Below are 24,871 nucleotides of genomic sequence, written 5' to 3' on the forward strand. Positions count from 1 at the left end.
AATAACATTAAAAAAAATATCTACTTCTCATTTTCTAAAACTTCATTCATTATATTTTCAAACTCATCTACAGAAATAGCTTCTTCTCTATTTGTAAAAACTTTTTTTGGGTGTTTTAAAGCATCTGATACATCACCTAAAAGTTTAAACTCATGTTCTAGCTGATGAAAGCCTTCTCTTGGTCCTTTTCTATGGCCTCTACATCGTCTTGGGTCTCCTGCTGGAAAACCTCTTTCTTTAAAAAACAAATTATACTGATCAAGTTTTCTAAGTTCTTTTAAACTTTTAGATACATCTTCTTTTTTTCCTGAAACCATTGCACCATAACATGTTTGTTTAATTGTTATAGGTAAATTTAAAAGATGTAAAAAAGTTACTACTTCACTTTCACTTACTTCTGCTTTTGGACCTAAAATTATCATTCTTGTGCGATTTTCTGGGTCTAAATCCTCATGGTTTAAATCAGGGGATGGAGAAACATTTTCAAACATTTTTACACCATTTTTAAATACTTATCTTAAATATATCTGTGTTCAAATAAATTTATTAAAAAATTAAAAGATTTATCTAATTAAAATATTAAAAAAATAATTAAAATATAAAATAATAAAATAAATTAAAATAATTCAATAAAAAAATAATTAATATATAATAAAAATAATTAATATATAATAAAATGCAATGAAATAACAATTAATTTTTATCTTCTTTGATATATAAAATATCATTAGATTTAAGTTTCTTAATAACATCTAAATCTGTGGTTATTTTACCAATAATATTTGTTCCAGTAAATGGCTCACCTGTGGGACCATATGTATCACTATCTTCAAATCTAACACCAATTAAACCAAGATTTTTTCTTGACATATTAGTTAAAGCTAAAACTCCAGCATCAACATGATTTTCAGGAGTATTTTCTGGAACTAAACCTTTTGATTCAGAATCTTTCTTTTCAAATATTGTAGAAATTCCCTCATATGCAAAAAATACTTTTAATTGACCAATAGGTCTTTCAATTAAATTACTAAGTTTTTTAAAGTATAAAATCGAACGAGGTGCATTAGACTCTAATTTAATTAGTGCTAAATCATTTTTATTAATTCCAAAAGTTTTTACTTTTCCTTCTTTAATAATATCCATGGTAAAAGCAGGATCTTGAATAACTACAACTGCATCATCATCTAATAGTCCATCCTTTTCATGAAGTATATTTTTAGAATCTAAAAATTTAGAGGCTTCACTTTGGGTTAAATCTAGGGTTAATATTCTATCAGGATTCGATTTAATTGTAATTAAATCTCCTTTTTTAGCCATGTCAATTAATTCCATTCCTTTTTTAACATGTCCAATGGCTGTATGAGCATTAGAAATAACTCTATCTTCACGATAAAAATAAACTCTTCCAATACCTACCCCATCATTTCTTAAAGTAATAGTGCCTCTTTTTCTAGCTGTAACCTCTTCAGGGATTTTTTTAAGACCATGTAATTTATAAAATCCTAAAAATGAATTAGAATCATAATCAACAGATAATGTATCATCATCAATTAAAGAGAATAAATGTTCAACAGATTGAGGCGAATTAGAATTAGGTTCTACTAAAACATAAGTAAATAGCTCATTTCCATCATTTAAAATAGTATCTAAATCTGAAATAGATGCAGTATCTAAAACACTACTTCGCTCAACAATTGGTTCAATAGAATAAATCTCATCAGAGTCTTCCAGTAACTTTAAAGTTCTTTTACCCCCAATAACATGTGCAAAAACACCATTAGTATTTTGAGGAACTCCATAAATTCCAGTCGTGTCCTCTTTAAACATGAGTATATGGGTAGAATCAGCACTAAATCCAGAAAGACTTAAAATTACATCCCACTGTTTAAATGTATACTCTTCAGTTGAAGGTTTTAGCTTACTAACTATAGGTCCAACTGCCATTTCATTAGATGTGGTCCATCGAATATGAGAATTTGAAAACTCGTTATAATTAGATTTAAAAGTTTCAACAGCATCGGATAAATTTTTATTTTCCAACAAAGCAATTATTATACTACCTTTAGATGTTTTAATTTTGTATTTATTAATATTTTCTTCAAATTCCTTTTTTCCTTTAATTAAAGATAGAATACAACCTTCGTTGTAGGGTGCATTAGCTAAGTCAATAGCTTCAGCAATTGTAGATCCATCTTCTATTTCAAAATCTTCACCATTAATTTTTATTAACATTGCTTTCCCTAAAATTAATCATTAATTAATAAGAACTATTAATTAAATATATTGTTTAATTCATATTTAATTATTTTGAAAATAACAACAAAAATACTAAAATAAATGGGAATTTGCAATAATTAATTGAGTAGTATATTTAAATTCCCATATTATAATAAAATTTACAATAAAATTTACAATAAAATTTACAATAAACTTTAATCAAAAGATCCAATAACAGGGTTTATTTTTTGGTCAAATAAAACTTCTCTTTCGCCATTGTAATCTAAGAAAAGCTTCTTATCCTCAATAATTTCACCAACAACGGCAGTATTTAGACTATATTCTTCGAAAATCTCAATAATTTTCTCAACATTATCTTGATTAGCTGTCAAAACAAAAGCAGCTCCAGGATAAATCTTTAACCAATCATCCCAACCAATATCAGGACTTTTTGGAATTTTTTCTAAATTTACAATAGCCCCCAAAGAAGATGCCTCCAGTAACATCTCTAAAGTCCCTAAAACACCAGGATTTGAAATATCTTTACAAGAATTAATCAAATCAAGTTTAGCTATTTTTTCCATAACTTTAATCTGGTCTTGAACAAGTTTAGGATCTTTATGATAAGTTGTATCCCAGTTTAATTTAAATTTAGGATGTTGTCTACCATCTAAATCTATTGCAACTAAAACTTTGTCCCCTAGTTTAGCTCCACCACTAGTTAGTATATGATTTTTTTTAGCTATTCCTACAATTGAAACATCTAAAGAATTAAAATCTGCATCTGGATGAAGATGACCACCTACCATAGGGACATTAAATTTATGACAACCATCAATAATTCCTTTTAATATCTTATCTCCAATTTTTTCATCATTTAAAGATAATGTATTCACCATAGCAATCGGTTTAGCACCCATAGCTGCAATATCATTTACATTAACTAAAATAGAACAATATCCTGCCCAATAAGGATCTACTTCGATTAATTTCCCCCATATACCATCAGCAGCTATTAAAATAAGATTCTCTCCATCCACATCAATGGCTGAAGAATCATCACCAAATGGAACTACAACATTATTGGTAATATTATAAACTTCTTTTAAAGAATTAGTTACATTTTCAATAGCTTTTTTTCTTTTTACTCCTTCAAAATTTTGTATTGAGTTTATAATTCTTTTTAAATCCAATTTTTCATCTCTATTTAATTGATTAAATTTATAATAATATCCTTTTTATATGAATTTTGATAATAACTTTTAAAATAAACTTTTAAAAAAAGTTTTTAAAAAATTTTTAAAAAATAAATTTTTAGATAATTATATATTTTGCTATTTATACTTTGGTTAATTTATAATTTAGTTAATTTATAATTTAAATCTTTATCCTTGATAATTTTAATAATTTTAGATAATAAATTCTCAATAATGTCTTCTTTAATTGAATTTTTACTTTGCTTTGATTTAATAACATTAAATAAAATTGGTAGTGAAATTTTATTTTTAGAGTTAAACAACTTTTTATGAATTTCTTGACCAATAATATCATCAAAACCCTTTTCAACTTCGATTATTCTTGATCCTTTAGCTTTAAACCCTAATTCAACGACTTTATCTAAATCTCCATCAGTAATTCCAATGACTGGAATATTGAATCTATAAAGTATATCTGATCCAACTAAAGTTGTATCATCACCCACAGTTAAAACTAAATCACAGTTATTCAATGAATAAATATCATATGCTGCATGATCAACAATAGCTATTTCAAATATATTATTATCAATATTATTATCCTTGATTAAAGAGCTATTTTCCTCAATATCAACAACACGAGGTTTAACTAGATTTTTTCTAAGTAAACCTGTCTTTATAATCGCTTTTTCAAGATCTATTTTTCCAAGTTTTTCTATTCCATGCTTTTTTACTTTTCCTCCTGAAACATCAATGATAAATCCATTTTTAAAAATAATAGAAAGATTTGAAGATGTTGATTTTCCAATAACTACACCATTGACAAATATGTTTTCATTTGGACTTACCCCATGGACTTCACGAATATAAAGCAAATCATTATCCTCATCTTCTACTTTTTCAATAGAAGAATATCTTAATTTATCTGGAAAATGTTTTTCAATTATATTCAAAGGATTAACAAGATTTAAATTAAATTTTTCTAATAAATCAGTTGTTAAACAATTTATTTTTTCATTTTCATTAAACCAAGGAATGATCGTACCATCAATCTCTCCAGGCCTTTCAATTTGAATAAAAGATGGTGAAATTTTAGCATTATCCTTGTATGCATTATTATTACTATTATTATTACTATTATTATTCTTATTATCATTAGTATTATCTATATTATTCATAGTTTCATGTTTAAAATAGATACTATCTATTTTTTCATTATAAGAATTCCTAAAAACTTTAAAGCCAAAAGTGTGACCTGTAATAGATGATTTTCCATAGTTTAATAAAAAAATAACATCAAAATTATCTTTTAAATTATCTTCAAAATTATCTTCAAAAAAAGTTTTATTATAATTTTTATAATATTTTACAGATTCGCTAGGCAATAATTTCTGAGAAATGTCAATTAAATCTTGTAAGTTTGCATCAATGACTGCGGTTCTACCCATTGTCCCCCCTAAACGACAATGAACTGTTCCATACTGTTTTAAAAAATTTATAATCTTCAATCCATAAGAAGAATCTATTATTTTTGGTCCATGAACAACAATAGCTATTTTTAAACATGAAATCAATTAATCACCTGAAAAATAAAAAAAGAAAATAATTATTATACTACTAAATATATATGTTCTCATTTTTATGGTTATCTTATATGAGTATTTCTATTTTAAACAACTCGACCAATTAAAGAATTTTTTAATACTGTTTCATAGTATCAAAAATAATTTTTCATATATTTATAACCCAATTAAAATAATCAGTAGAAAATTTAGTAATTTTCCCTTAAGTTGACCAAATAATTATATTATTAAAAGTAGAATAGATAAAAAGAAAATTATTTAAATTATAATAAATAAAAATTTTTATGGGTAGGGAAACATCATAACTCTATGATATTTTTAAATATGGCATTGAAACCGCCTCCAATCCGTTTTTAACCCTACCCACTCACAATATCATTTATACTTTTGAGTGGAAAATATGAAAAGTAAAACAGCCGAAGAACATAAAAAATTATCTCCAAAAACAATTAAATGTTCAGTTATTACTCTTAGTGATAGTAAATCAAAGACAGAAGATGGAAAAAAAACTGACAAATCAGGTCATATTATAATAGCAGAAATTGAAAAGAAGTATGAATTATCACATTATGAAATAATTTCTGATAATGAAAATGAGCTATTAAGTACAATTAATATGATAAAAAATAACTCTGATGTAATATTTACAACTGGAGGGACTGGAATAAGTTCAAGAGACATTACAGTTGAAACATTACAAAGTATTTTTGAAAAAGAACTAACTGGATTTGGGGAAATATTTAGATATGAAACATATAAAGACTTAGGCTCAACAGCATTTTTATCGCGTGCAACTGGAGGAATATTTGAAAAAACACTCATATTTGCAATGCCTGGATCACCAAATGCAGTTAAATTAGGATTAAGTTTAATTATTGACGAATTAGGTCATTTAACCAAACATTTAAAAGAATAATTCAAACAAACATTAAAATTTATAAAACAATATAATGGAGTATTAACTATAAATATGTAATTGACATATCAACTATAAGCATATTGCAAAAAGAATAATTATAACAATATAAATTACAGAAAAAATTTAAAATAAAATCTGATTTCTCAACTTAAAAAATCAGAAATTTGAAGAAGAGGTTTTAAATGAACATTATTCTTTCTAAATTCATACAATGCCCCTTCTTTCCTATCTACAACAACATAGGAAGAAATTACATTTCCTCCATTTTCTTCAATGGCTTTAATGGCTTTTAAAAGAGATCCTCCAGTAGTAGTAACATCCTCAACAACAATTACATTGTCTCCAGGATTTAACTCACCTTCTATTAATTTAGAAGTCCCATAACCTTTTTTTTCTTTTCTAATCATTAATAAAGGAGTATTTGACTCTAATGAAATAGCTGTTGCAATTGGAACTGCACCTAAAGCAGGTCCAGCTATTTTATCTATTTGAAGATTTTTAAAATCATTAGATATTAAGATTGCAATTGTTTTTAGAATTATAGGATTTGTAATTGCTTTTTTCATATCAATATAATATTTACTTTTTTTCCCAGAAGATAATGTAAAATCACCAAATTTTACAATGTCATTTTCTTTTAAAAGTTGAATTAATCTCTCTTTAGACATTTTAATCCCTATAACCATGAAAATAATAAAATTTAAAAACTATTCCAAAAAAAAAACTCAGTTAAAAATTTAGTTTAAAAAAAAAAAAAAAAAAAATGGAAAAATAGAAAAATTTAAATAAAAAAAAACTATTTATTCATTTAGTAAAATTTTATCTCCAATTTTTTCAACGGCATCAAAAGGAACAATGATTTCGTCTTTTGTTACAGTAAAACCATGTTTTTTTACAATTAAACTAGTAATTATGAATGTTGATTCATCGACTTCAACTTCATGAACCTTTCCAATAATTTGAGCATTTTTATTTAAAACTTCTTTTCCAACAATTTCTTTAATAACTCTCATAATAATTCTCCATTTAACTTTATTAAAAAATACAATAATATCTAACTAAAAAACATATATCAGTAATAATATGTTTAATTAGCTATTTATAAATTTTAAAAAAAAATTTTTTAATCTTTGTTCCAGTTAATTGCTCCGTAAACAACGCATAAAAGAGCAGTTAAAATAACAAGAAGATATGCTCCCCAAACCCATGGGTCATTAATGCCTAAAATCATCATAACACCTTAAATAATGCTTAAAAATGAATAAATCTTATATAAAAAAGAATTGATAAAAAAGATCATCTAATAAAAAAGTTTTTAATAAAACTCTTTAAAAATATTCTTTAAAAATACTCTTTAAAGAAAATTTTTACTATACACCATTAAAACAAAGATCAATATGATTTTTCTCCATTGGTTTAGTAAGTAAAGTTACAACAACCATTACAATAAGGGATATTGGAACAGCAAAAATAATTCCATCAACAACTGGCCATGGCATTGCATTAATTAAAATATCTTGACCAAGTAAGAATTTACAAATACCTAAACCAATAGCTGTTTTTTTAAAAATAAATAATAGCCAAAATAAACTTGCTACAGTTCCAGAGACTAAACCTGCAATTGCTCCTTGACGGTTAAGACGTTTCCAATACAAAGCACCAATAAAAATAGGTAAAAATGCAGAAGCACATACTCCAAAGAATAAAGAAGTTCCTTGAGCAATTATACTTCCTGGAAGTATTAAACTAAGAGCAAATGCTAAAATAACAGCAATTATAATACCAATTCTTGTTAAAGTAATAGAATTTTGGTTTTTCTTATTTTTAATAGTCTCATAAATATCTCTTCCTAAAGAAGTCCCTTGAGCTAAATATTGTGAAGACAAAGTAGAAAGGGCTGCAGATAAAATAGCTAGTAAAAATACATAAACAAACCACTCAGGTAGTGCAGCATTAATAAAACTTGGAATAATTTTATCAATGTTTCCACCTACAATGTTAATTGAAATATCATTAAAAAATCTAAAGAAATAAAGATTTGAAAGAGCTCCAACAATGTAGGCAGAACCAACAGTCCCAGCAATAAATATTCCTCCCATTAGAACCCCACGATTAATTTCTTTATTCGATTCAACAGTCATAAAGCGAACAGCCAGTTGAGGTTGAGCTAAAGCACCAATCCCAACACCTATAATAACAGTTGTTACTAAATTCCACCATATTGGACTTCCAAAACTTGGGAAACTCGTCCAACCAGTTCCACCAAGAGCAATTGCCTCTGCAGGATAATGAGAAACCAAATTTGTTAAAGCCAAATTAGCACTTTCTACACCACCTAAAGTCCAATAAGTAATAATTAAAAGAACAATTAGACTAATAAGGATGATAGTACCTTGAAGAGCATCTGTATACATTACACCTTTAATTCCACCAAAAATAACATAAGTACAAACAAGAATAGATAAAATAAGTAAACATAAGTTAAAATCTAAGGTTAAAGCTGTTTCCATAAACCTTCCAGCACCAATTAATACAACAGCAGCATAAATTGGCATTCCAACAAATATTATAAGCCCACTAAATGTTTGAATGAATTTACTTTTAAATCTACGACCTAAAAACTCAGGAAAAGTTAAAGAGTCCAAATTATGACCAATTTTTCTTGTTCTTTTCCCTAAAAATACAAAAGCAATAAAAATTCCAACAAAAATATTTAAAACAACAAGCCATAGAATTCCCATGCCAAATTGACCTGCAATTCCTCCAAAACCAACAATAGCTGCGGTAGAAATAAATGTAGCACCATAACTTAAAGCCATTATATACGGATGAGTTTTCCTGTCAGCTAGCATAAAGTCTTCAGAAGATTTTGTCCTTTTCCAAGCAATATACCCTACATAAGCCAATAAAATAAAATATAAGATAATTATAATAGATAACAATATTACATCCATTCATTTACTCCTAAAAATTATAAAAACACATAAATTAATGTATTTGTAGTAACTAAGTTTAAATTTCAAAGAATTAATAGAAAATTAATAAAAAATCAAATAATGCATTAAAATACATATTATATTTAATATAAATACTATAATAACTGAATTAATTAAACAAATAAATTAAACGAATTAATAAATAATAAAATGATTAAAAATGAATTAAAAATAAATTAAAAATTTAATAAGTTTTTAAAAAATTTGAAAAATTTTAAAAATTTGAAAAAATATATAAAAAAGTTTTTATAAAAAAATATCAAAATATTAAGTAATTATAATATTCAATTTTGAAATTAATATTATATAAATTTTTATAAGAGTATTTAAATTCATTATTTAAAAAAAATGTGGTAAATAATTGTAACTTTTATAACTTTCATGAAAAAAATCATTTTAATTAATTATTAAAATTAAAATTAATCAAAAACTAAATTCTAAAAAATAAGGTGAAAAAATGGCTGATGAAAAATTTTCAATAACTGAAGCAATAGCAAAATTAAAAGACAAAGATAGTGAAATAAGAAAAAAAGCAATAAAGAGTTTAGAAGATATTGATGATGAAAAAGTTATTAAAGCAGAATTAGATGCATTATGTGATGAAAATGCATTAGTTAGACATAAAGCTGCTGAAAATCTTGGAAAACTTGGAGAAAAAACCGTTGATTTATTAATAGAAAAAGCAAATCACAGTAAAGCTGAAGAAAAAAGATTTACATCCCTTGCAATTAAAGGAACAAAAAGCAAAAAAGCTATTGAATATTTTTTAAGTAATTTAGAAGATGAAGATTGGGGAGTAAGAAAAATATCAATGCGATCACTTGGTGAATTAAAAGCAACAGAAACAATTGACAAGATAGTTAAATTAATGGTAGATGAAAAAGATTGGGGTGTTAGACTTGCAGCAATTAGATCCTTAGGTGATATGGAAGTAGAAGAAGCAATAGCTCCACTAAAAAAAATTAGAAGAAATGCTAAAAAAATAGTAGAAGAAGATGATGTTAAAGACTTTAAAAAAGCAATAAATAAATCAATCAAACAAATAGAAAAAGCAATAAAAATAAAATAATTAAATTATAATTAAATTATAAAACTAATAAATAAAAAATTAATTAAAATATAAATAATAAAAAAGTTAACAAATAAAAATAATTGATATATCAACTATTGAAAGTGCATATGTGTTATAGATAAGAAAAAGTTCAAAACATTATCTCTCAAAAAAATATCCAAAAAATATTTAAATTTAAGAAAACATATTGGTTATTGCTATAAATTTAAGTAGAAAAACTGGAGATAAAATGGCTAAAAAAGAAGAAAAAATTAAATTCAATGATTTAAACTATGCAATATATAAAATTGGCTCTTGGAAAAATAGCTATGAAGTAAATCTCATTGGAAATTCAAATGAAATCCCACAAAGTCAAGTTACAAAAAATCATGTGGAAATGTCCATGACTGAAATCAGAAAATCAAGTTTTGAAATAGAAAATAAAGTCGTTAATGGAATAGTTGCTTTAGGTTATCAATTAAATCCAAATCTCAAAAAAATAGCTATTGATGATTTAATAAAAAAAGAAGAAGAGGAATATAATAATATAATCGAGGAATTAGAAAGTCTTAAACTTGAAGATAATGAAAAAACCATTGATTTAAATGAAAATGATTATTTAATATATAAATTAGAAAAAGACCATCATGTGACTATAGCTAAACCTACAAATGAGTTTACACAAGCCCATCATCTAAAAGAAATTGAAAAATTAGCTAAACAAAGTACCAAATAATTAAAAAAAGAAAAAAATATCTAAAACTAATAATATTAAAAATAATAATATTAAAAACAATAGTATTAAAAATAATAGCATTAAAAACAATAAGATATCTTTAAATAAAACATAAACAAAATAGGAACAATAATAAATAAATTTTGAATACTACGATAAAAAAAAATTGGATAGATAATATGAAAAAGTCACGAATACGTTTATTTAGAAATGCATCTAACACAATATCTGTTTTAGGAATAATACTTGTAATTGCTACGATAATAATTGCAGCATACCTTGGAGTAATGATTGTTTCAAATAATATTACAAAAGATGTTTCATCAGCTGCTCATCACGACAAATTGGCACAATTAAATAATGAGTATGCACAGTTAGAAAACAAATTAAATCAAATAAACAAATTCGATTTTTCAGATAAAAGTGTATACACTGATGCAGAATTAAAGTTATCAACAGCAAAACTAGCTATTGATGATATAAACAGTGGACTTTCCACGAATCAACCAACGACAGAAGTCGATGAGCGAATAAAAACTGCTGAAAAGGATTTAAAAATAGCTTCAGATGCAATTAACAAATTATAGCTATAAAATTTTAAGGTTTAAAACCTAAAGCAACAATAAACATTTCTCCACTTTTTTTACGGGAAGAAGGAGGTTTATTTGTTTTTAAAGTTTTAAATTTCCCTTTTAATGAATCCAAAATCTTTTTAAATTCTTCTCCTTGAAATATTTTAATCAAAAGATTTCCTTTTTCTTTTAAAGCAATATCACAAAGAGATACTACACTTTCAACCAAATCAGTTGAACGTAAATGGTCTATAGATTTAATTCCTGTTGTAGATGGTGCTGCATCAGAAATAATTACATCTGCTTTTCCAGATAATTTATCAATGATTTTTTCCTTAACTTCATGAGTTGTAAAGTCTCCACGGATAAAGAAAAAGTTTTCCTCAGTAAATGGCTTAATTTTATTCAAATCAACACCAACCACTATACCCTCTTCTCCAACTTTTTCTAAAGCTATTTGAGACCATCCTCCAGGAGCTGCCCCTAAATCTAAAACTTTATTATCTTTTTTAATGATTTTATACCTTTTATTTAATTGTGAAAGTTTATAAGATGCTCGTGACCTGTAATCTTCACTTTTAGCCCTTTTATAATAAGGATCATTCTTTTTTTCGACTTGCCATTTGTTTCCCATAAAAATCACTAAGTAGTAATCCATTAAATAAACTAAATTAGAATAAAAGTAAAAGTATTTACTGCTTTGAAATGCAAAAATATAAAAAAATAGAAATTAAAAATGAAAAAATACAACAATACATGTATAAAAATAAAATATTTGGAAGAAAATAAAAATAAAATAAAAATAAAATTAAAACAATAATTAAAATAAACTTTAGTAGCTATCCTCCAAATAGAACTTTATCATCCTCATTTTCTTTTAATTTATCATTTGCAAATTTAATTGAAGTACATGTAGGTTCAGCAACTTTTTTAAGTTCAAAATCAACTTTCCCATCTTCAATTTTCATTAACATTACTGTAGGATCAGCTAAAACTGGTGTTGTCGGACTTCCAGGATTTACTAATGTAATTTCATTTGCTTTTTCAATTAATGGCTGGTGTGTGTGACCAGTAACAAGAATATCCACTTCTAACTCCATTGCAATATATTCAAGCTGTTGAGTATCCCCTTTAGGATAAACGGTTCCATGATTTAATCCAACTTTAAATTCTTCAATTTCAATAATTTCACTTTGATTCAGTTTTAATTCTTCTTCAGAATCCATATTTCCTAAAACAGCTTTTGTTGGAGCTATTTTTTCTAATCTATCAAGAACTGCTTTGGAAGTTATGTCTCCAGCATGTAATATTAAATCAACATCTTTAAAAAGTTCTGGAATTATTGGAGGTAACTCTTTAACTCTATCCCCAACATGGGTATCTGATATTAAACCAACTAACATATTTCTCACCTTATTGACTAATCTAAAAAAAATTGTTAAAAACTTCTAATTACTTTGCTAATAATTACTCTGCTAAGATTTCTAATTACATTACTAAGATAACTGATTTGCTAGCAAATATATTAAAAAAATATATATTATAAAAAAGTATATATTTTAAAATATTTAAAGATTGTCTTTTAATTCATTTAGAGATATTTTATATACATAATTGAATATACATTATACTTTATGATTATTAATTTATAGTGTATTTAATGTTAAAGAAAAAAACTTAAAAAAACATTATAAGAAATAATAAAATGCTTTTATTTAATTTAAATAAACAAATTAATATAAAAGCTATCAAATATAGGTTTTGGTTATAGGAGAAAATAATATGGGTGCAGTAAAAAAAGATGATATATTAAGACTGTTAGATGGATATGATAAAGAAAACATTACAATAGCTACACTTGGAAGCCATACTTCTTTGCATATTTTAAATGGTGCAAAAGAAGAAGGTTTTAGAACAGCTATTGTGTGTCAAAAAGGTAAGGAAATACCTTACCAAAGATTTGATGTTGCAGACGAATATATAATGGTAGATCACTTCTCAGAAATTTCCAATGAAGAGGTTCAAGATAAACTAAGAAAAATGAATGCAATAGTAATCCCTCATGGGTCTTTTGTAGCATATGCTGGTTTAGATAATGTTGAAGACAAATTCAATGTCCCCATGTTTGGAAACCGAGACATTTTAAGATGGGAAGCAGAAAGAGATCTTGAAAGAAAGTTGTTAACTAAAGAAAATATCAGAATCCCTTATAAATATAACAATCCTAAAGATATTGATAGAGCTGTAATGGTTAAATTCCCAGGCGCAAGAGGAGGAAGAGGATATTTTGTAGCTTCCAGCCCTGAAGAGTTTGATAAAAAAATAGACTCCATGAAAGCAAGAGGATGGATAGAAGATGAAGATGTTGCCCAAGCACATATTGAAGAATATGTTTCTGGATGTAACTACTGTATACACTACTTCTATTCTGCATTAGATGATGAAGTAGAACTTATGGGTATTGACAGCCGTTATGAATCAAGTATTGATGGTATTGTAAGAATACCTGCAAAAGATCAGCTTGAATTAGATATAAGTTCTTCTTATGTAATTACAGGAAATCATCCAGTAGTTATGAGAGAATCCCTCTTATCACAAGTCTTTGAAATTGGAGACAAGCTAGTAAAATCAGCAGCTAAACAAGTTTCTCCTGGAATGAACGGTCCATTCTGCATGCAAACACTTGTTAATGACGATTTAGAAGTTATTGTCTTTGAAATAAGTGCAAGAACTGATGGTGGTACAAACACATTTATGAATGGTTCATCATACACCTACCTAAAATACGGTTCAGGAATGAGTATGGGTAGAAGAATTTCAAGAGAAATCAAAAAAGCACTAAAAGAAGGAGGACTTGAAAAAATAATAACTTAATTTAACTATTTTTTTGATAAATTTATTAAATTTATTAAAACTATTAAAATTACTTATTTCAAATATAATTAATATTTATATATAAATAAACTAAAACTAATATTGTTTATTAATTTGACAATATTTGTTTTATATTATGAAACTTAATTTATATTAATTTGTACACTATAACATAATACACTATAACATAAGCAGTAATTAAAGAAATGAAGAAAAAATATTTGAGTTTTGGAATTGTAATAGTTATATTAATCTTAGCTTTGGCTATACTCACTTTATATAATCTTCAAAGCGAAGATGTTGAATATCATGAAAACATTTCTATTGCAATTACAGGAGATGTAATGTTTGCACGTAAAATGCCAAGTGTTTTAGATTCTGGTGTTGACCCCTTTAAAAATGTTAAAAATGTGACATCTTCAGCTGATTTACTATTATTAAACTTTGAAAATCCTGCTACAAATGCAGAATTAAATTATAAACACACTATTCCTATCAAATCAAACCCTAAATACACTCATCTAGCTAAAGCTAATAATAAAACTGTTGTAGCATTATCTAATAACCATATTTTTGATTATGGGGATATAGGTTATGAAGATACTATAAAAACACTTAAAGAAAATGATATTTTATATTTAGGAGCAGGGCATAATATTGATGAAGCTACTAAACCTGTAACTCTGGAAATTAAAGATAGAAAAATCACTATTTTAAATTATATGGATCAAAACAATTTTAAAGAATTTTCTCAAAGTGAGCTTCCAATTTCTACAAAAAATAGCTCTGGTTATGCACCAATTAACTGGGATATTATTCAAAAGGATTTAACTGAAAATAATGATTCTGATATGGTTATTGTATTTTTACATTATGGTAATGAGTACAGTAGAACTCCAAATAATAATCAAGTTGATATTTCTCATAAATTAATTGATAATGGTGCAGACATTGTAGTTGGAGCTCATCCTCATGTGAGTCAAGGAATAGAAACCTATAAAAATAAAACAATATTTTATAGCTTAGGTAATTTTATTTTTGATCAATCAAACCCTGCTACACACATAGCTATGTTTTTAGAGTTAAAATTAGTTAATAGTGAATGTGAAATCATTGTTCATCCGATTTATATAAGCAATTATTTACCAACTTTTATGGATGCAAGTTCTGCTCAACAACTACTAGTAGGATTAAATCCACAGCCAACTAAAATGAATATAACAAGCAGTGGAAAAGGAATTCTATCTTTTTCATTAGACAATTGATTAATTAAACCATATTCTATTTCTCTATAACTTTTAAGTTTATATCTATTGAATTTTATTTTTTTGTGATAATTTTAAACAATTTGTTATGGAATTGTATATGATCATTTTTTTTACAAATAAATTTATATTTATGGTAAATTTATGAATATAATAAAATAATATAAAATATAATATAAAATAATAATATATTATAATCATAAGTTAAACTTATTAATGTGTAAATATCTACAGGGGAGAATATGTCAAAAGTTAATAAAGAAAAATTGTTAAGAAAACTGCATAAAGAGTATGATAATTCTAATTATCTAAGAGTTACTAAAATAGCAAACCAAATATTGAAATTAGATTCAAATAATCATGATGCATTTTTCTTTAAAGTCGCTTCTTTATCACATTTAGATAAGAATGAAGAGTATTTAGAACTTTGCAAAGAAGCTTGGAAAAATAATTCTAACGATTTAGATTTTATCCTGGAATTGGCTGATTTTTTACGGAATTATGATGAAAATGAAGAAGCAGCGATAATTCTTGAAGAGGCATTTAAATTAAATCCGGAAAATAATTTAATCATGGAAAAGCTATTATATACCTTGTTTGAGATAGATGGTCTTAAAAGACCCTTTGAAATTATTGATAACTTTCCAAAAGAAAACCCATTGTGGTTAGACTGTTTATTTTTCAAATCACAACTATATTCAATGAAATTTATGTATAAAGAAGCTTTAGATGTTTCTAATGATGTATTAAGTCATGATCCCACTCATTTAAATGCACTTTCTAAAAAAGTATTTGTTTTGAATAAGTTAGAAAGATCTGATGAGGCATATGAAGTAATAGAATTTAGAATTAAAAATAACCTACGTCCAAAATGGGCTAAAGTAGATAAAGCTATTTATCTTCTTAACAACAATAGGTCATCTGATGCTTTAGATCTTCTTGATGAAGTTATTGATGAAGATCCTAATTTTGCTTATGCTTTATCCACTAAAGCTAGTTTTGCAAATATGGCTGGAGAAAATATTTTAGCATTAGACTACATTAACAGAGCTTTAGAAAATTCAGATCATAGATCAAAAGAATCTTGTTTACTTATTAAATCTCAAATATTAGCTGCACTTGGGGAATATGATGAATCCTTTGATTGTCTTGATGCAATTCATGAGGATAGTATGTATGCAATAGATGCTATTGAAACTAAAGAAAAAATTGAAGAAGAATTATCGAATTTAAAAATAGTCAAGGATAATTAAATAGATTATATTTTTTACTTCAATAAGTAGCTATTGTTTTGGACAATTTAATCTTTTGGTATATATAGTTTAAATTGAAAAACTTAAAAGTAATGCTTAATATATTATATTTATGGTAAATAAAATACAAAAAAAAGTTAAAAAGTGTATTAAGAAAACTTGTTTGAATAAAATCATTAATAGACATCAACAGGAAGCTGATGTTTTAAAAAAGTTGTTTTTTATCAGATTTTTGTATAACGGGAAAACGGTTGATGAAGCTGTGAAATTAATGGAAATTGCATTGTCTACTGGACATAGATGGTTAGATGAATGGAACGAAGGTGGATATGAAAATTTATACCCTAAATACAAAAATGGTGGGCATAAAGCTAAATTAACTGAAGAACAATTCAAAAAACTAGATGAAATAATGATCAATGAAAGTTTTCTAAACACTCGCAAAATTCACGAAATTATAAAAAAAGAATTCAACATTGATTATTCAATGAGCAGAATACCTAAAATAGTGAAAAAACTAGGATATTCCTATAAAAAAGGCTATATCTTATATTCTAAAATGCCTTAGCGATACAGAAATCATATTAAAAAAAACTAAGATTTTACAATCTAAAAAACTGCAAACTATTTGTTTTAGACCAAGTAGCCTCCCAAAACCTTTCTAACTCACCTACAACAATTTGCAAAACATCAGAAAAAATATACCTAAGAAAAACCCTATGAAATTCTCAAGGACAGGAATAGGAGTACAATCCATAAACGGAAAGTCATACATAAACTTCCCACCTAACTCTCGAAAAAAAGAAATGATAAAGTTTTTTATAGAATTATTACAAATAAATTCAAAAAACAACTTCTTAATCAACAGATTATCAGAAATATTACAATATGAACAACTAAAAATTATTCAAATCATAGAAGAATTAGAAAAAAATGAATTTAATAATCTAGAATTAATGAATATTGTATTAAATCACGTTTTTCCTGAAAAAACTAAAAAAATAATCATAAAAGACTTAAAAAAATATGTAGAAAAACCTAAAATGTCAAAAAAATATGAAAAAGCAAATAAAAAGAAACTTGAAAAAATATTAGAAATACTTTATAAAGAACTTTTAAAACCATTAAAAAGCCTATTTAAACAAGAAATAGAAACCGTGGTCGTACTAGATAACTATCCTGTTCACCATGCAACAACACTAAAAGAAGCTTGCAAATATCTTAATATAACTATTATACACTTACCTAAATACTCTCCTAAGCTTAATCCAATTGAACAAGTGCGGAAAACTATAAAAAAAGAATTATCTACAGAGTTTATTGTGGGTGAAGAATTTTTAATAGAAACTTTTGAAAGACTATTTTATGAAAATGTAGATAAAAAGTCATTTACAGAAAAATGTGTTGATAAATTTATTTTTGATGAAATAATGATTTACTAATTGCAGATATGTGTGAATATGCAATTTTAGCAGGATAAAACTAAATTATAATTATTTTATAATTTATTTTTAAACTTTCCAATATAAACTATATATGAGAATTTCTATAAGCTCATAATATAAATATTTTTTTGCCTTTTTATATTTTTTTACAAATTTATTTTAATTGTATGTTCTTTAAATTAGTATAGAAATGTTTATACAGGATAATATACATTTAATAGTATTCACAGCTTGAATAACTATTTTATAAATAAATAGCATGTTAAAGTTAAATATTTAGGTGATCGTTTGGCTGATATTGATCTACTTAGTTAGTAATTTTTTAGATCTATTATTAAAAGAATCTATGATAATTAGTCAGAAAAAGTGGTAGACCTAATGTGATTGCCATGTTAAAAATGTTGGCTTTGCAAACTTGTTATGGCTTATCTGACCTAAGTTCAAAAGCAAGCAAATGACAGAATTTCTTTTTTAAAGTTTTTAGGATTTCCAGACAAGATTCTGATCAATCTACAATTTGCTTACTCTGAGAAAAGAATGATCGAAAATAAGATTAATAATGCTATATTGAGAGAATTACAAAAATAGTTAGATAAAAAGTATTTAAAGTTAAAAATGGTGTAGTTCAAGTGTAACATTCATTACAACCGATCATGGGCATCAAAAAAACAAATGCACCACGAGAAAAAAAGTTAAACATGTCGAAGCAAAGAAACAAAAAAATATCCCATAAAAGACCATCATTAGAAAGACTATATGTCGTTATCAAAAATATATTCCACAACACACACTTAAAAGTCGCAATATGGCCTAAAATAGGTGTAAAAAATATAATTTCATGTTTTTATTACAATTTACAGCAATTACACATAATAAAATAAAATACCGTTCATTAGTGATAACTATAAAAATTTAACTAAAAATAGACAATAAAACCAATAAAAGAGGCAAAAATTTTGCAATATAAAGAAAAAATCCCCATAAAATACATAATTTAAAAAAAATAAAAAAATTAATTAAAATAACAGAAAAAACTACATTAATATAAAATCTCAATATTTAAATAATGATTAATCTACAAATTTTTTGTCCAGAAATTATTGCTAGAAAAAATGTTACTTTAAGGTTTGTATTTTTACGAAATGCTTATATGTTAAAACATAAATATAGTAAATAGTCTAAAAAATATAGTGTGAATATAATTAATGAGTTAAAATCTATCTCTTTTTATTTCATAGATTTTATCCTAATTTTATGTTTTCACTGTTTTTTTATTATATTGTATAATATAAAACATGGAAATACTTAAATAACAAGATATTTTCAGCTTTTTTTATTAACAAATATAATTTCTGTTTAGATTAGACCTTACATAGGAAGAATACATTGCTTTTCTCTTAATGTAGAGAAAATCATATTTAAACTTATAATTAATTGTTTCTACAGAATTTATAATCTATTTTAAAAAGCTGAACATCATGAATTTCAGTAAAGCAGGAAAATACCTTAGCTTAATACCTTTAGTGTTAGCTATTTTTTCAATATCTGTTGGTATTAGCGTAGCTGCTGGAGAAAATTCAAGTTCAACTCAATCTGTAGACTGTAATAACTATATTTCTTATTACAACATCTCTTCTGATGTTAATGTTGATTATAAATCAGCACCTAGCTTAGAAAATGATTTAACTAATTCTAATTTTAATATTAATGGACTTATTAGTGGAATTTCTTTCAATTTAAATAATCATGCTGATTTTTACTATGAATATAATTTGTATGATGTATTTGCTTTATCTAACGAAAACCCTGTAAATGCTAATAGTTCCCATGCTTTAAATTGCAAATTTAGTTCTATTCAAACTAATATTTCACAAATTTTTAGTGAACAGTTATTTAATACTTCAAGTTTTATACTAACCAATGACACACTAAACTTTAATGAAAGAAATATAAACCAATTAAATAATAATCTATCTAAAGTTTCAGATGACAACTTAATTGGCTTAAACAATTCCAATGAACTTTATAAAAATTTTATTTTCACTAATGTGGACTTTGATTCAGAATTTATAAACTTTTTAGCACATTACAACAAAATAATTAATACAGGTTCAGAATCTTTTATTATTAAAAAAAATAAAAGTAATAATGAATTGAATATTTTTAGTTTTGATAGAAATTGGGATGAATTAATTGAATTAGAATTTGGATCCCATAAACTTATTGCGAGCAAATTATTTGTTTCTAATTATGCTAAATCATGTAATATTTTGGGTAAGAGTGTTCATAAAATTTCAAGCTTTGAATACTTTAACAAAAATCTGCTTGACGATTTTTCTACTGTAAATTTATACGAAAATGATTTATGCAAAAATAAATGCACTTTGGTTAATGAAAATCAAATAATTAAAAATAATAATTCTCTTTTTTATATATTTAATAATTCTAAAAATAATTCCAAAATTTATGCAAATAAATTATCCGTCCCAGAAAATTATTCATCAGACGACAATGAAGATGAAGAACCTTCTGATTCGATAGATTTAGGCAATAGATTCATTTTTTATTTTAATTCCTTTGAAACTTCAAATGAATTCTACAAAATTTTGGACAATAATAAGTTCTACGGAAATCTAACTCCTTTAAAAACTTCTATTTTTAATATATTAGAATCTTATTCTACTAATACAGACTATTTTTCTAATGAAACCACTTCATTTGAAATAGTTGATATAAAAAATGATTCTATTAATTTTGGAATTATAACAGACTATTCTAATCTATTAAATTCTAATCCTTTAAAATTTCTAAATAATCATGTAATTAATCAAGATTACTTTAATAGTTTTAATGATCTAGGAATTATCGTCTATTATAACATTTTTAATATAAGCTATAATTTTAATACTCAAGACAAAAACCTTTTAGCTTTGGTCTATGGTATTGTTGGCATTGAAGGTATCTTACAATGATAAATAAACATTTTAAAGTCATTGTAACAGCTTTAGTTTTACTTCTTGTTGTTTCTACAATTTCTGCTGTCTCTGCTACAGAATTTGGTGAAAGTGCTTCAGGAAACTTAAATCAAGCTGTTACAAATGCACAAAGTAGTGGTGACGTATCAGATACGATCACATTAGATCCTGGTATATATACAGGAAATAATAATAAAAATATTGATGTTAATGGTAATAATAAAAATTTAATAGTCCAAGGTAACGGCGATTCAAGCTCAGTTGTCCTTGATGCAGAAAGTAATGGAATATTCTTTAACATTACTGGTAACAACCTAAATGTAACCTTTAAAAACCTTACATTTAAAAATGGAAAAAATACAAACAATGGTGGAGCAATAGCTAACAACATTGCAAGCAATCAACTAACATTTGTTAATTGTATTTTTACAAATAACATTGCTACAAATGGCGGAGCTATTTACAGCAATGGAAGCTTATCAGTTACTAAAAGTAATTTTATAAACAATTCTGCTAGTGGTTTAGGAGATTCTATTTTTATTGGCGACTCCACTCCTGTAAGTGTTGTAAACAATAACATTTTTACTACTAATGTTAGTAGCGGAGTTGTTGAGGTAGTTAGTTATGATCCTGACAATGTTGGTTTAGAGAATAATACTTATTATTTTGTTGGTAATAAAAAAATTAATGTAAACCTTACAAATATTACAGTTCTAAATAACAGGGTTACATTGTTTGCTGATGTTTTTAATGTTGATGGCTTAGTCAATAATGGAGATGTTGTATTTTATGTTAATGGTGTGAGTGTTGGAAGAGTTCCTGTAATTAATGGTACAGCAACATATTCATTTAATTCAAGAAATGGTATTTTTGAGGCATATGGTGATTATGTTCACACTAATTTAACTGTAGATACTTCAGATACTCATGGTATTAACAGTTTAAACTTTTCTGTTAATTATACATCATTTTCTCCTTTATCTGTTCCTTTACCAGATTCTGGAGTGAGGTATTGGCTTTCCCTAAGTGGTAATGATGGTAATGATGGTTTAAGTATAGCTACAGCAAAGCTTTCAATTAGAGGTATTATGGATGTAGCACCAGCAGGTGCAACTGTTATTGTAATGCCTGGTACTTATTCTGGCACACGTAATCGTGAAATTTCAATTGGTAGAGATCTTACATTTATTGGAAATGAAACTGGTGGGGAGGTTATTTTCTCTCCTGCAGGTTATTATTTTATGGCTACTACTGATGGTTCATCTACTGTTGCCCGTAATGTTAATTTGTATAATTTCAGGATAGATGGCCCAGCTGTTGCAGGAACAATTCGCCCTGGTGCATATGCTAATTTAGTTGTAGATAGTCTTAGGGTATCTGGTAAAACTACTGGTTATGGTGTGTTTCAGATAAATGGTGCTAATGCTAGGCTTAGTGTAAACAATTCTGATTTTAGTAATCTAGCAGGATCCAATGGTACATTTATTTTTGCTAATCATCGTAGTAATCTAAGTATTATTGTTGATAATTCAAATGTTTCTAATTTACAAAGTACTGGTTTTGGTGTAGCTATTTGTATTAATGATAGCAATAATTTAAATCTTATTATCAACAACTCAAATTTTAAGAATTTAAGAGCTCCTAATGCTATTTCCCATGGTGGGCTTCTTTATTGTTCTGGTAATACTGCTAATGTTATTTTTGATAATTTAAACATGACTAATAGTTCAGTTAACAATGAAGGTTCAGTTGCTTTTCTTACTGGTGGTGGTACTACTGCTGCTACTTATTCTAATATTATTATTCGTAATTCTAATTTTAAGGATGGAAATTCTAGTTATGGTGCTATAGATCCTAATGGTGGATGGATAACACAGATTTATTATTCTACTTTTGATAATTTCCGTAGTAATGCTCATGGTGCAGTAATTGACAATGATGGTCGGGAGATTATTGTTGTTGGCTGTACTTTCAGTAATAGTTATACTTGGAATATTTCTGCTGGTACTGGTTCTGTGCATACGGTTCCAAGTGGTGGTGGTGTTATTTATAACCATGCTTATTTTGCAAACACTATTAGTAATTGTACTTTTATTAATAATTATGCTAGATTCAATGGTGGAGCTATAGTTGCTCTTGGTGATTTAACTATTGATAATAGCCGTTTTATTGGAAATTCTATTAATGGTTCTAATAATTCTTATGGTGGTGCAATTTATCATTCTGGCAATGAATCATTTGTTATTATTATTAATAACTCTTATTTTGATAATAATGATGTTAAAACCACTTCTGCTGCTGCTCTTAGTGGTGGTGGTGCTGTAGCTACAACTAATGGGCAAATTAGAGTTTATAATTCTGTATTTGTTAATAATGATGCAATTGGTGCTGGAGCTACTAGTTATGGTGGTGTTTTCAGTGTTTCTGGTACTGGTTCTATTGTTGCAGATAATTGTACTTTTGAGAATAATCATGCTAAGTCTTATGGTGGTGTTGCTGGTGTTGCGAGTACTGGTGCTAGGATAAACATTACTAATTCTGCAGGTCATAATAATTCTGCTGATGGTTTTGGTGGGGTTCTTGGTGCTAGTGGTGGATCTATAGTTCTTAATGGTTCTGTGTTTAGTAATAATGTTGCTGGTTCTTATGGTGGTGTTGTTGGTATTGCTCAGGGTAGTGTTAGTGTGACTTATACTGATTTGATGGATAATCGTGCTGGTAGTTTGGGTGGAGCTATTGGTATAAATAGTGGTACAAATGTTGCTACTTTGTTTGTTAATCAGACTAATATTTACCGTAATAGTGCAAATGGTGGTGTTGGTGGTGGTCTTGCTGTTAATACAGCTAGTGCTAATTCTCAAACTACTATTTATGGTACAAGTTTTGTTAATAATACTGCTACTGGTTTAGGTAATGCAGTGTATGCTGGAGGAAGGATTAATGCTAGTTTTAATAGGTTTTTTAATAATAATGAGACTCCTGGTGATGTGAATGGTACTATGTGGACTAATACTTCTCAGTCTGCTAATGTTAATATTAATAGTAATTGGTGGGGTAATAATACTTATACTGCGACTGGTAATATTCCTTCTAATTGGATTGTTTTGAATGTGAATGGTACTCCTGGTAATGTGACTTTGTCTAATCGTACTGCTTATGTTTATTATTATCTTAGGTTAAATAATGGTGCTTCTTTTGCTGAGACTAATTTGAATGAGTTTAATGGTACTGTGAATGATGTTGTTCTTGTTTCTGGTTATGATTATATTTTTGATGCTTCTAAGAGTCATTATGTGGGTATTGCTTTTACTCCTTATGGTTGGGTTAATGGTACATTTGAGGTTGATTGGTGGAGAAGTACATTTAATGTAAGTACTATCTCTGATCCGAATATTACTTCTCCTAATGTTAATGGTAAGTATAAGAATGTTACTGTTCTTAATGCTACTATTACTGATAGTGCTGGTTATGTTTTATCTAATTTAACTGTTAACTTTTATATTAATGGTGTATTAGTTGGTTCGAATGTTACTGATGTAAATGGTTTTGCTTTTTATGTTTATACTGCTGCTAGTGCGGGTAATTTTACTTATGTTGCTGAGTATAGTGGTAGTGATGTGAATTTTAATCCTATGAATAGTACTAGGAATGCTAGTTTTGATAAGCGTGGTACTGTTATTAGTCCTGTTAATGTGACTGGTAATGCTTTGGATACTGTTTATTTAAATGCTACTATTGTGGATGAGTATGGTGAAGTTGTTTCTAATGTACCTATTCAGTTTGGTGCTA

The 24,871-nt window shown here is 26.4% G+C and carries 21 protein-coding genes; 11 read left to right on the top strand and 10 right to left on the bottom strand.

Translation table 11 applies throughout. The features are described from left to right. Positions 1 to 20 precede the first annotated feature (20 nt). The 4 genes from MBCUR_RS02795 to MBCUR_RS02810 all read right to left on the bottom strand — a co-directional run bounded on the left by MBCUR_RS02795 (position 21) and on the right by MBCUR_RS02810 (position 4,987). Positions 21 to 491, bottom strand: coding sequence for a methanogenesis marker 6 protein (locus tag MBCUR_RS02795; protein ID WP_067089947.1), 471 nt, complete (start codon positions 489 to 491; stop codon positions 21 to 23). A gap of 202 nt (positions 492 to 693) precedes the next feature. Beyond that, positions 694 to 2,232, bottom strand: coding sequence for a methyl-coenzyme M reductase-associated protein Mmp3 (mmp3, locus tag MBCUR_RS02800; RefSeq protein WP_067089950.1), 1,539 nt, complete (start codon positions 2,230 to 2,232; stop codon positions 694 to 696). 200 nt (positions 2,233 to 2,432) lie between these two features. Next, a complete protein-coding gene (locus tag MBCUR_RS02805; RefSeq protein ID WP_067089953.1) occupies positions 2,433 to 3,410 on the bottom strand; it encodes a methanogenesis marker 2 protein in 978 nt (325 codons plus the stop codon). 161 nt (positions 3,411 to 3,571) lie between these two features. Next, entirely contained in the window at positions 3,572 to 4,987 is a 1,416-nt protein-coding gene (locus MBCUR_RS02810) for a DUF2117 domain-containing protein (protein WP_067089956.1), read from the bottom strand. Between the two features lie 409 nt (positions 4,988 to 5,396). On the opposite strand from MBCUR_RS02810, the gene MBCUR_RS02815 reads away from it, so the two are divergent. Further along, positions 5,397 to 5,912, top strand: coding sequence for a MogA/MoaB family molybdenum cofactor biosynthesis protein (locus MBCUR_RS02815; RefSeq protein WP_067089959.1), 516 nt, complete (start codon positions 5,397 to 5,399; stop codon positions 5,910 to 5,912). A 146-nt stretch (positions 5,913 to 6,058) separates the two neighbouring features. On the opposite strand, the gene pyrE is transcribed toward MBCUR_RS02815, so the two are convergent. The 4 genes from pyrE to MBCUR_RS02830 form a co-directional block, all read right to left on the bottom strand. Further along, entirely contained in the window at positions 6,059 to 6,583 is a 525-nt protein-coding gene (pyrE, locus tag MBCUR_RS02820) for an orotate phosphoribosyltransferase (protein ID WP_211265118.1), read from the bottom strand. A gap of 132 nt (positions 6,584 to 6,715) precedes the next feature. Further along, a complete protein-coding gene (locus MBCUR_RS02825) occupies positions 6,716 to 6,928 on the bottom strand; it encodes a PRC-barrel domain-containing protein (protein WP_067089962.1) in 213 nt (70 codons plus the stop codon). Between the two features lie 110 nt (positions 6,929 to 7,038). Then, positions 7,039 to 7,146: a symporter small accessory protein gene (locus MBCUR_RS10995; protein WP_394329074.1), complete on the bottom strand. Its 108-nt coding sequence runs from the start codon at positions 7,144 to 7,146 to the stop codon at positions 7,039 to 7,041. A 139-nt stretch (positions 7,147 to 7,285) separates the two neighbouring features. Continuing rightward, the gene (locus tag MBCUR_RS02830) at positions 7,286 to 8,869 is read right to left on the bottom strand and encodes a sodium:solute symporter family protein (RefSeq protein ID WP_067089965.1); all 1,584 of its coding nucleotides are present in this window, start codon (positions 8,867 to 8,869) and stop codon (positions 7,286 to 7,288) included. A 499-nt stretch (positions 8,870 to 9,368) separates the two neighbouring features. On the opposite strand from MBCUR_RS02830, the gene MBCUR_RS02835 reads away from it, so the two are divergent. From MBCUR_RS02835 to MBCUR_RS02845, 3 genes are all read left to right on the top strand, one after another. Next, positions 9,369 to 9,980, top strand: a complete 612-nt coding sequence (locus tag MBCUR_RS02835; protein ID WP_067089968.1) for a HEAT repeat domain-containing protein — start codon at positions 9,369 to 9,371, stop codon at positions 9,978 to 9,980. A gap of 232 nt (positions 9,981 to 10,212) precedes the next feature. Next, positions 10,213 to 10,698 carry a hypothetical protein gene (locus tag MBCUR_RS02840; protein ID WP_067089971.1) on the top strand — a complete coding sequence of 162 codons (486 nt, stop codon included), beginning with the start codon at positions 10,213 to 10,215 and terminating at the stop codon, positions 10,696 to 10,698. Positions 10,699 to 10,877: 179 nt separating this feature from the next. After that, positions 10,878 to 11,285 carry a hypothetical protein gene (locus MBCUR_RS02845; RefSeq protein WP_067089973.1) on the top strand — a complete coding sequence of 136 codons (408 nt, stop codon included), beginning with the start codon at positions 10,878 to 10,880 and terminating at the stop codon, positions 11,283 to 11,285. A gap of 10 nt (positions 11,286 to 11,295) precedes the next feature. Here the strand turns inward: MBCUR_RS02845 and MBCUR_RS02850 are convergent, their stop codons facing one another. Further along, a complete protein-coding gene (locus tag MBCUR_RS02850) occupies positions 11,296 to 11,904 on the bottom strand; it encodes an RlmE family RNA methyltransferase (RefSeq protein ID WP_067089975.1) in 609 nt (202 codons plus the stop codon). A 205-nt stretch (positions 11,905 to 12,109) separates the two neighbouring features. Continuing rightward, a complete protein-coding gene (locus MBCUR_RS02855; RefSeq protein ID WP_067089978.1) occupies positions 12,110 to 12,673 on the bottom strand; it encodes a YfcE family phosphodiesterase in 564 nt (187 codons plus the stop codon). A gap of 379 nt (positions 12,674 to 13,052) precedes the next feature. On the opposite strand from MBCUR_RS02855, the gene MBCUR_RS02860 reads away from it, so the two are divergent. The 7 genes from MBCUR_RS02860 to MBCUR_RS02890 form a co-directional block, all read left to right on the top strand. Next, complete coding sequence (locus MBCUR_RS02860) at positions 13,053 to 14,144, top strand: formate--phosphoribosylaminoimidazolecarboxamide ligase (protein ID WP_067089980.1); 1,092 nt, start codon at positions 13,053 to 13,055, stop codon at positions 14,142 to 14,144. Between the two features lie 206 nt (positions 14,145 to 14,350). Next, complete coding sequence (locus MBCUR_RS02865) at positions 14,351 to 15,409, top strand: CapA family protein (RefSeq protein WP_067089982.1); 1,059 nt, start codon at positions 14,351 to 14,353, stop codon at positions 15,407 to 15,409. A 242-nt stretch (positions 15,410 to 15,651) separates the two neighbouring features. Further along, on the top strand, positions 15,652 to 16,662 hold the full coding sequence (locus MBCUR_RS02870; protein ID WP_067089985.1) for a tetratricopeptide repeat protein: 1,011 nt from the start codon (positions 15,652 to 15,654) through the stop codon (positions 16,660 to 16,662). 112 nt (positions 16,663 to 16,774) lie between these two features. Then, a complete protein-coding gene (locus tag MBCUR_RS02875) occupies positions 16,775 to 17,230 on the top strand; it encodes a helix-turn-helix domain-containing protein (RefSeq protein ID WP_067089988.1) in 456 nt (151 codons plus the stop codon). 151 nt (positions 17,231 to 17,381) lie between these two features. Further along, a complete protein-coding gene (locus MBCUR_RS02880) occupies positions 17,382 to 18,104 on the top strand; it encodes a transposase (protein WP_067089991.1) in 723 nt (240 codons plus the stop codon). 1,481 nt (positions 18,105 to 19,585) lie between these two features. Next, a complete protein-coding gene (locus MBCUR_RS02885; protein ID WP_067089994.1) occupies positions 19,586 to 21,079 on the top strand; it encodes a hypothetical protein in 1,494 nt (497 codons plus the stop codon). Next, the coding region (locus MBCUR_RS02890; protein WP_157077596.1) for a beta strand repeat-containing protein at positions 21,076 to 24,871 on the top strand (3,796 nt) is incomplete at its 3' end. The genes MBCUR_RS02885 and MBCUR_RS02890, both read left to right, overlap by 4 nt.

This window comes from Methanobrevibacter curvatus, from assembly GCF_001639295.1.
GTDB classification, from domain to species: domain Archaea; phylum Methanobacteriota; class Methanobacteria; order Methanobacteriales; family Methanobacteriaceae; genus Methanoflexus; species Methanoflexus curvatus.

Bases quoted from the DNA above. Each gene is read 5' to 3' on its own strand.
- MBCUR_RS02845 (WP_067089973.1), top strand. From the start codon at position 10,878: ATGAAAAAGTCACGAATACGTTTATTTAGAAATGCATCTAACACAATA.
- MBCUR_RS02825 (WP_067089962.1), bottom strand. From the start codon at position 6,928: ATGAGAGTTATTAAAGAAATTGTTGGAAAAGAAGTTTTAAATAAAAAT.
- MBCUR_RS02835 (WP_067089968.1), top strand. From the start codon at position 9,369: ATGGCTGATGAAAAATTTTCAATAACTGAAGCAATAGCAAAATTAAAA.
- MBCUR_RS02855 (WP_067089978.1), bottom strand. From the start codon at position 12,673: ATGTTAGTTGGTTTAATATCAGATACCCATGTTGGGGATAGAGTTAAA.
- MBCUR_RS02815 (WP_067089959.1), top strand. From the start codon at position 5,397: ATGAAAAGTAAAACAGCCGAAGAACATAAAAAATTATCTCCAAAAACA.
- MBCUR_RS02795 (WP_067089947.1), bottom strand. From the start codon at position 491: ATGTTTGAAAATGTTTCTCCATCCCCTGATTTAAACCATGAGGATTTA.
- mmp3 (WP_067089950.1), bottom strand. From the start codon at position 2,232: ATGTTAATAAAAATTAATGGTGAAGATTTTGAAATAGAAGATGGATCT.
- MBCUR_RS02850 (WP_067089975.1), bottom strand. From the start codon at position 11,904: ATGGGAAACAAATGGCAAGTCGAAAAAAAGAATGATCCTTATTATAAA.
- MBCUR_RS02885 (WP_067089994.1), top strand. From the start codon at position 19,586: ATGAATTTCAGTAAAGCAGGAAAATACCTTAGCTTAATACCTTTAGTG.
- pyrE (WP_211265118.1), bottom strand. From the start codon at position 6,583: ATGTCTAAAGAGAGATTAATTCAACTTTTAAAAGAAAATGACATTGTA.
- MBCUR_RS02830 (WP_067089965.1), bottom strand. From the start codon at position 8,869: ATGGATGTAATATTGTTATCTATTATAATTATCTTATATTTTATTTTA.
- MBCUR_RS10995 (WP_394329074.1), bottom strand. From the start codon at position 7,146: ATGATTTTAGGCATTAATGACCCATGGGTTTGGGGAGCATATCTTCTT.
- MBCUR_RS02860 (WP_067089980.1), top strand. From the start codon at position 13,053: ATGGGTGCAGTAAAAAAAGATGATATATTAAGACTGTTAGATGGATAT.
- MBCUR_RS02865 (WP_067089982.1), top strand. From the start codon at position 14,351: ATGAAGAAAAAATATTTGAGTTTTGGAATTGTAATAGTTATATTAATC.
- MBCUR_RS02870 (WP_067089985.1), top strand. From the start codon at position 15,652: ATGTCAAAAGTTAATAAAGAAAAATTGTTAAGAAAACTGCATAAAGAG.
- MBCUR_RS02840 (WP_067089971.1), top strand. From the start codon at position 10,213: ATGGCTAAAAAAGAAGAAAAAATTAAATTCAATGATTTAAACTATGCA.
- MBCUR_RS02880 (WP_067089991.1), top strand. From the start codon at position 17,382: ATGAAATTCTCAAGGACAGGAATAGGAGTACAATCCATAAACGGAAAG.
- MBCUR_RS02875 (WP_067089988.1), top strand. From the start codon at position 16,775: ATGGTAAATAAAATACAAAAAAAAGTTAAAAAGTGTATTAAGAAAACT.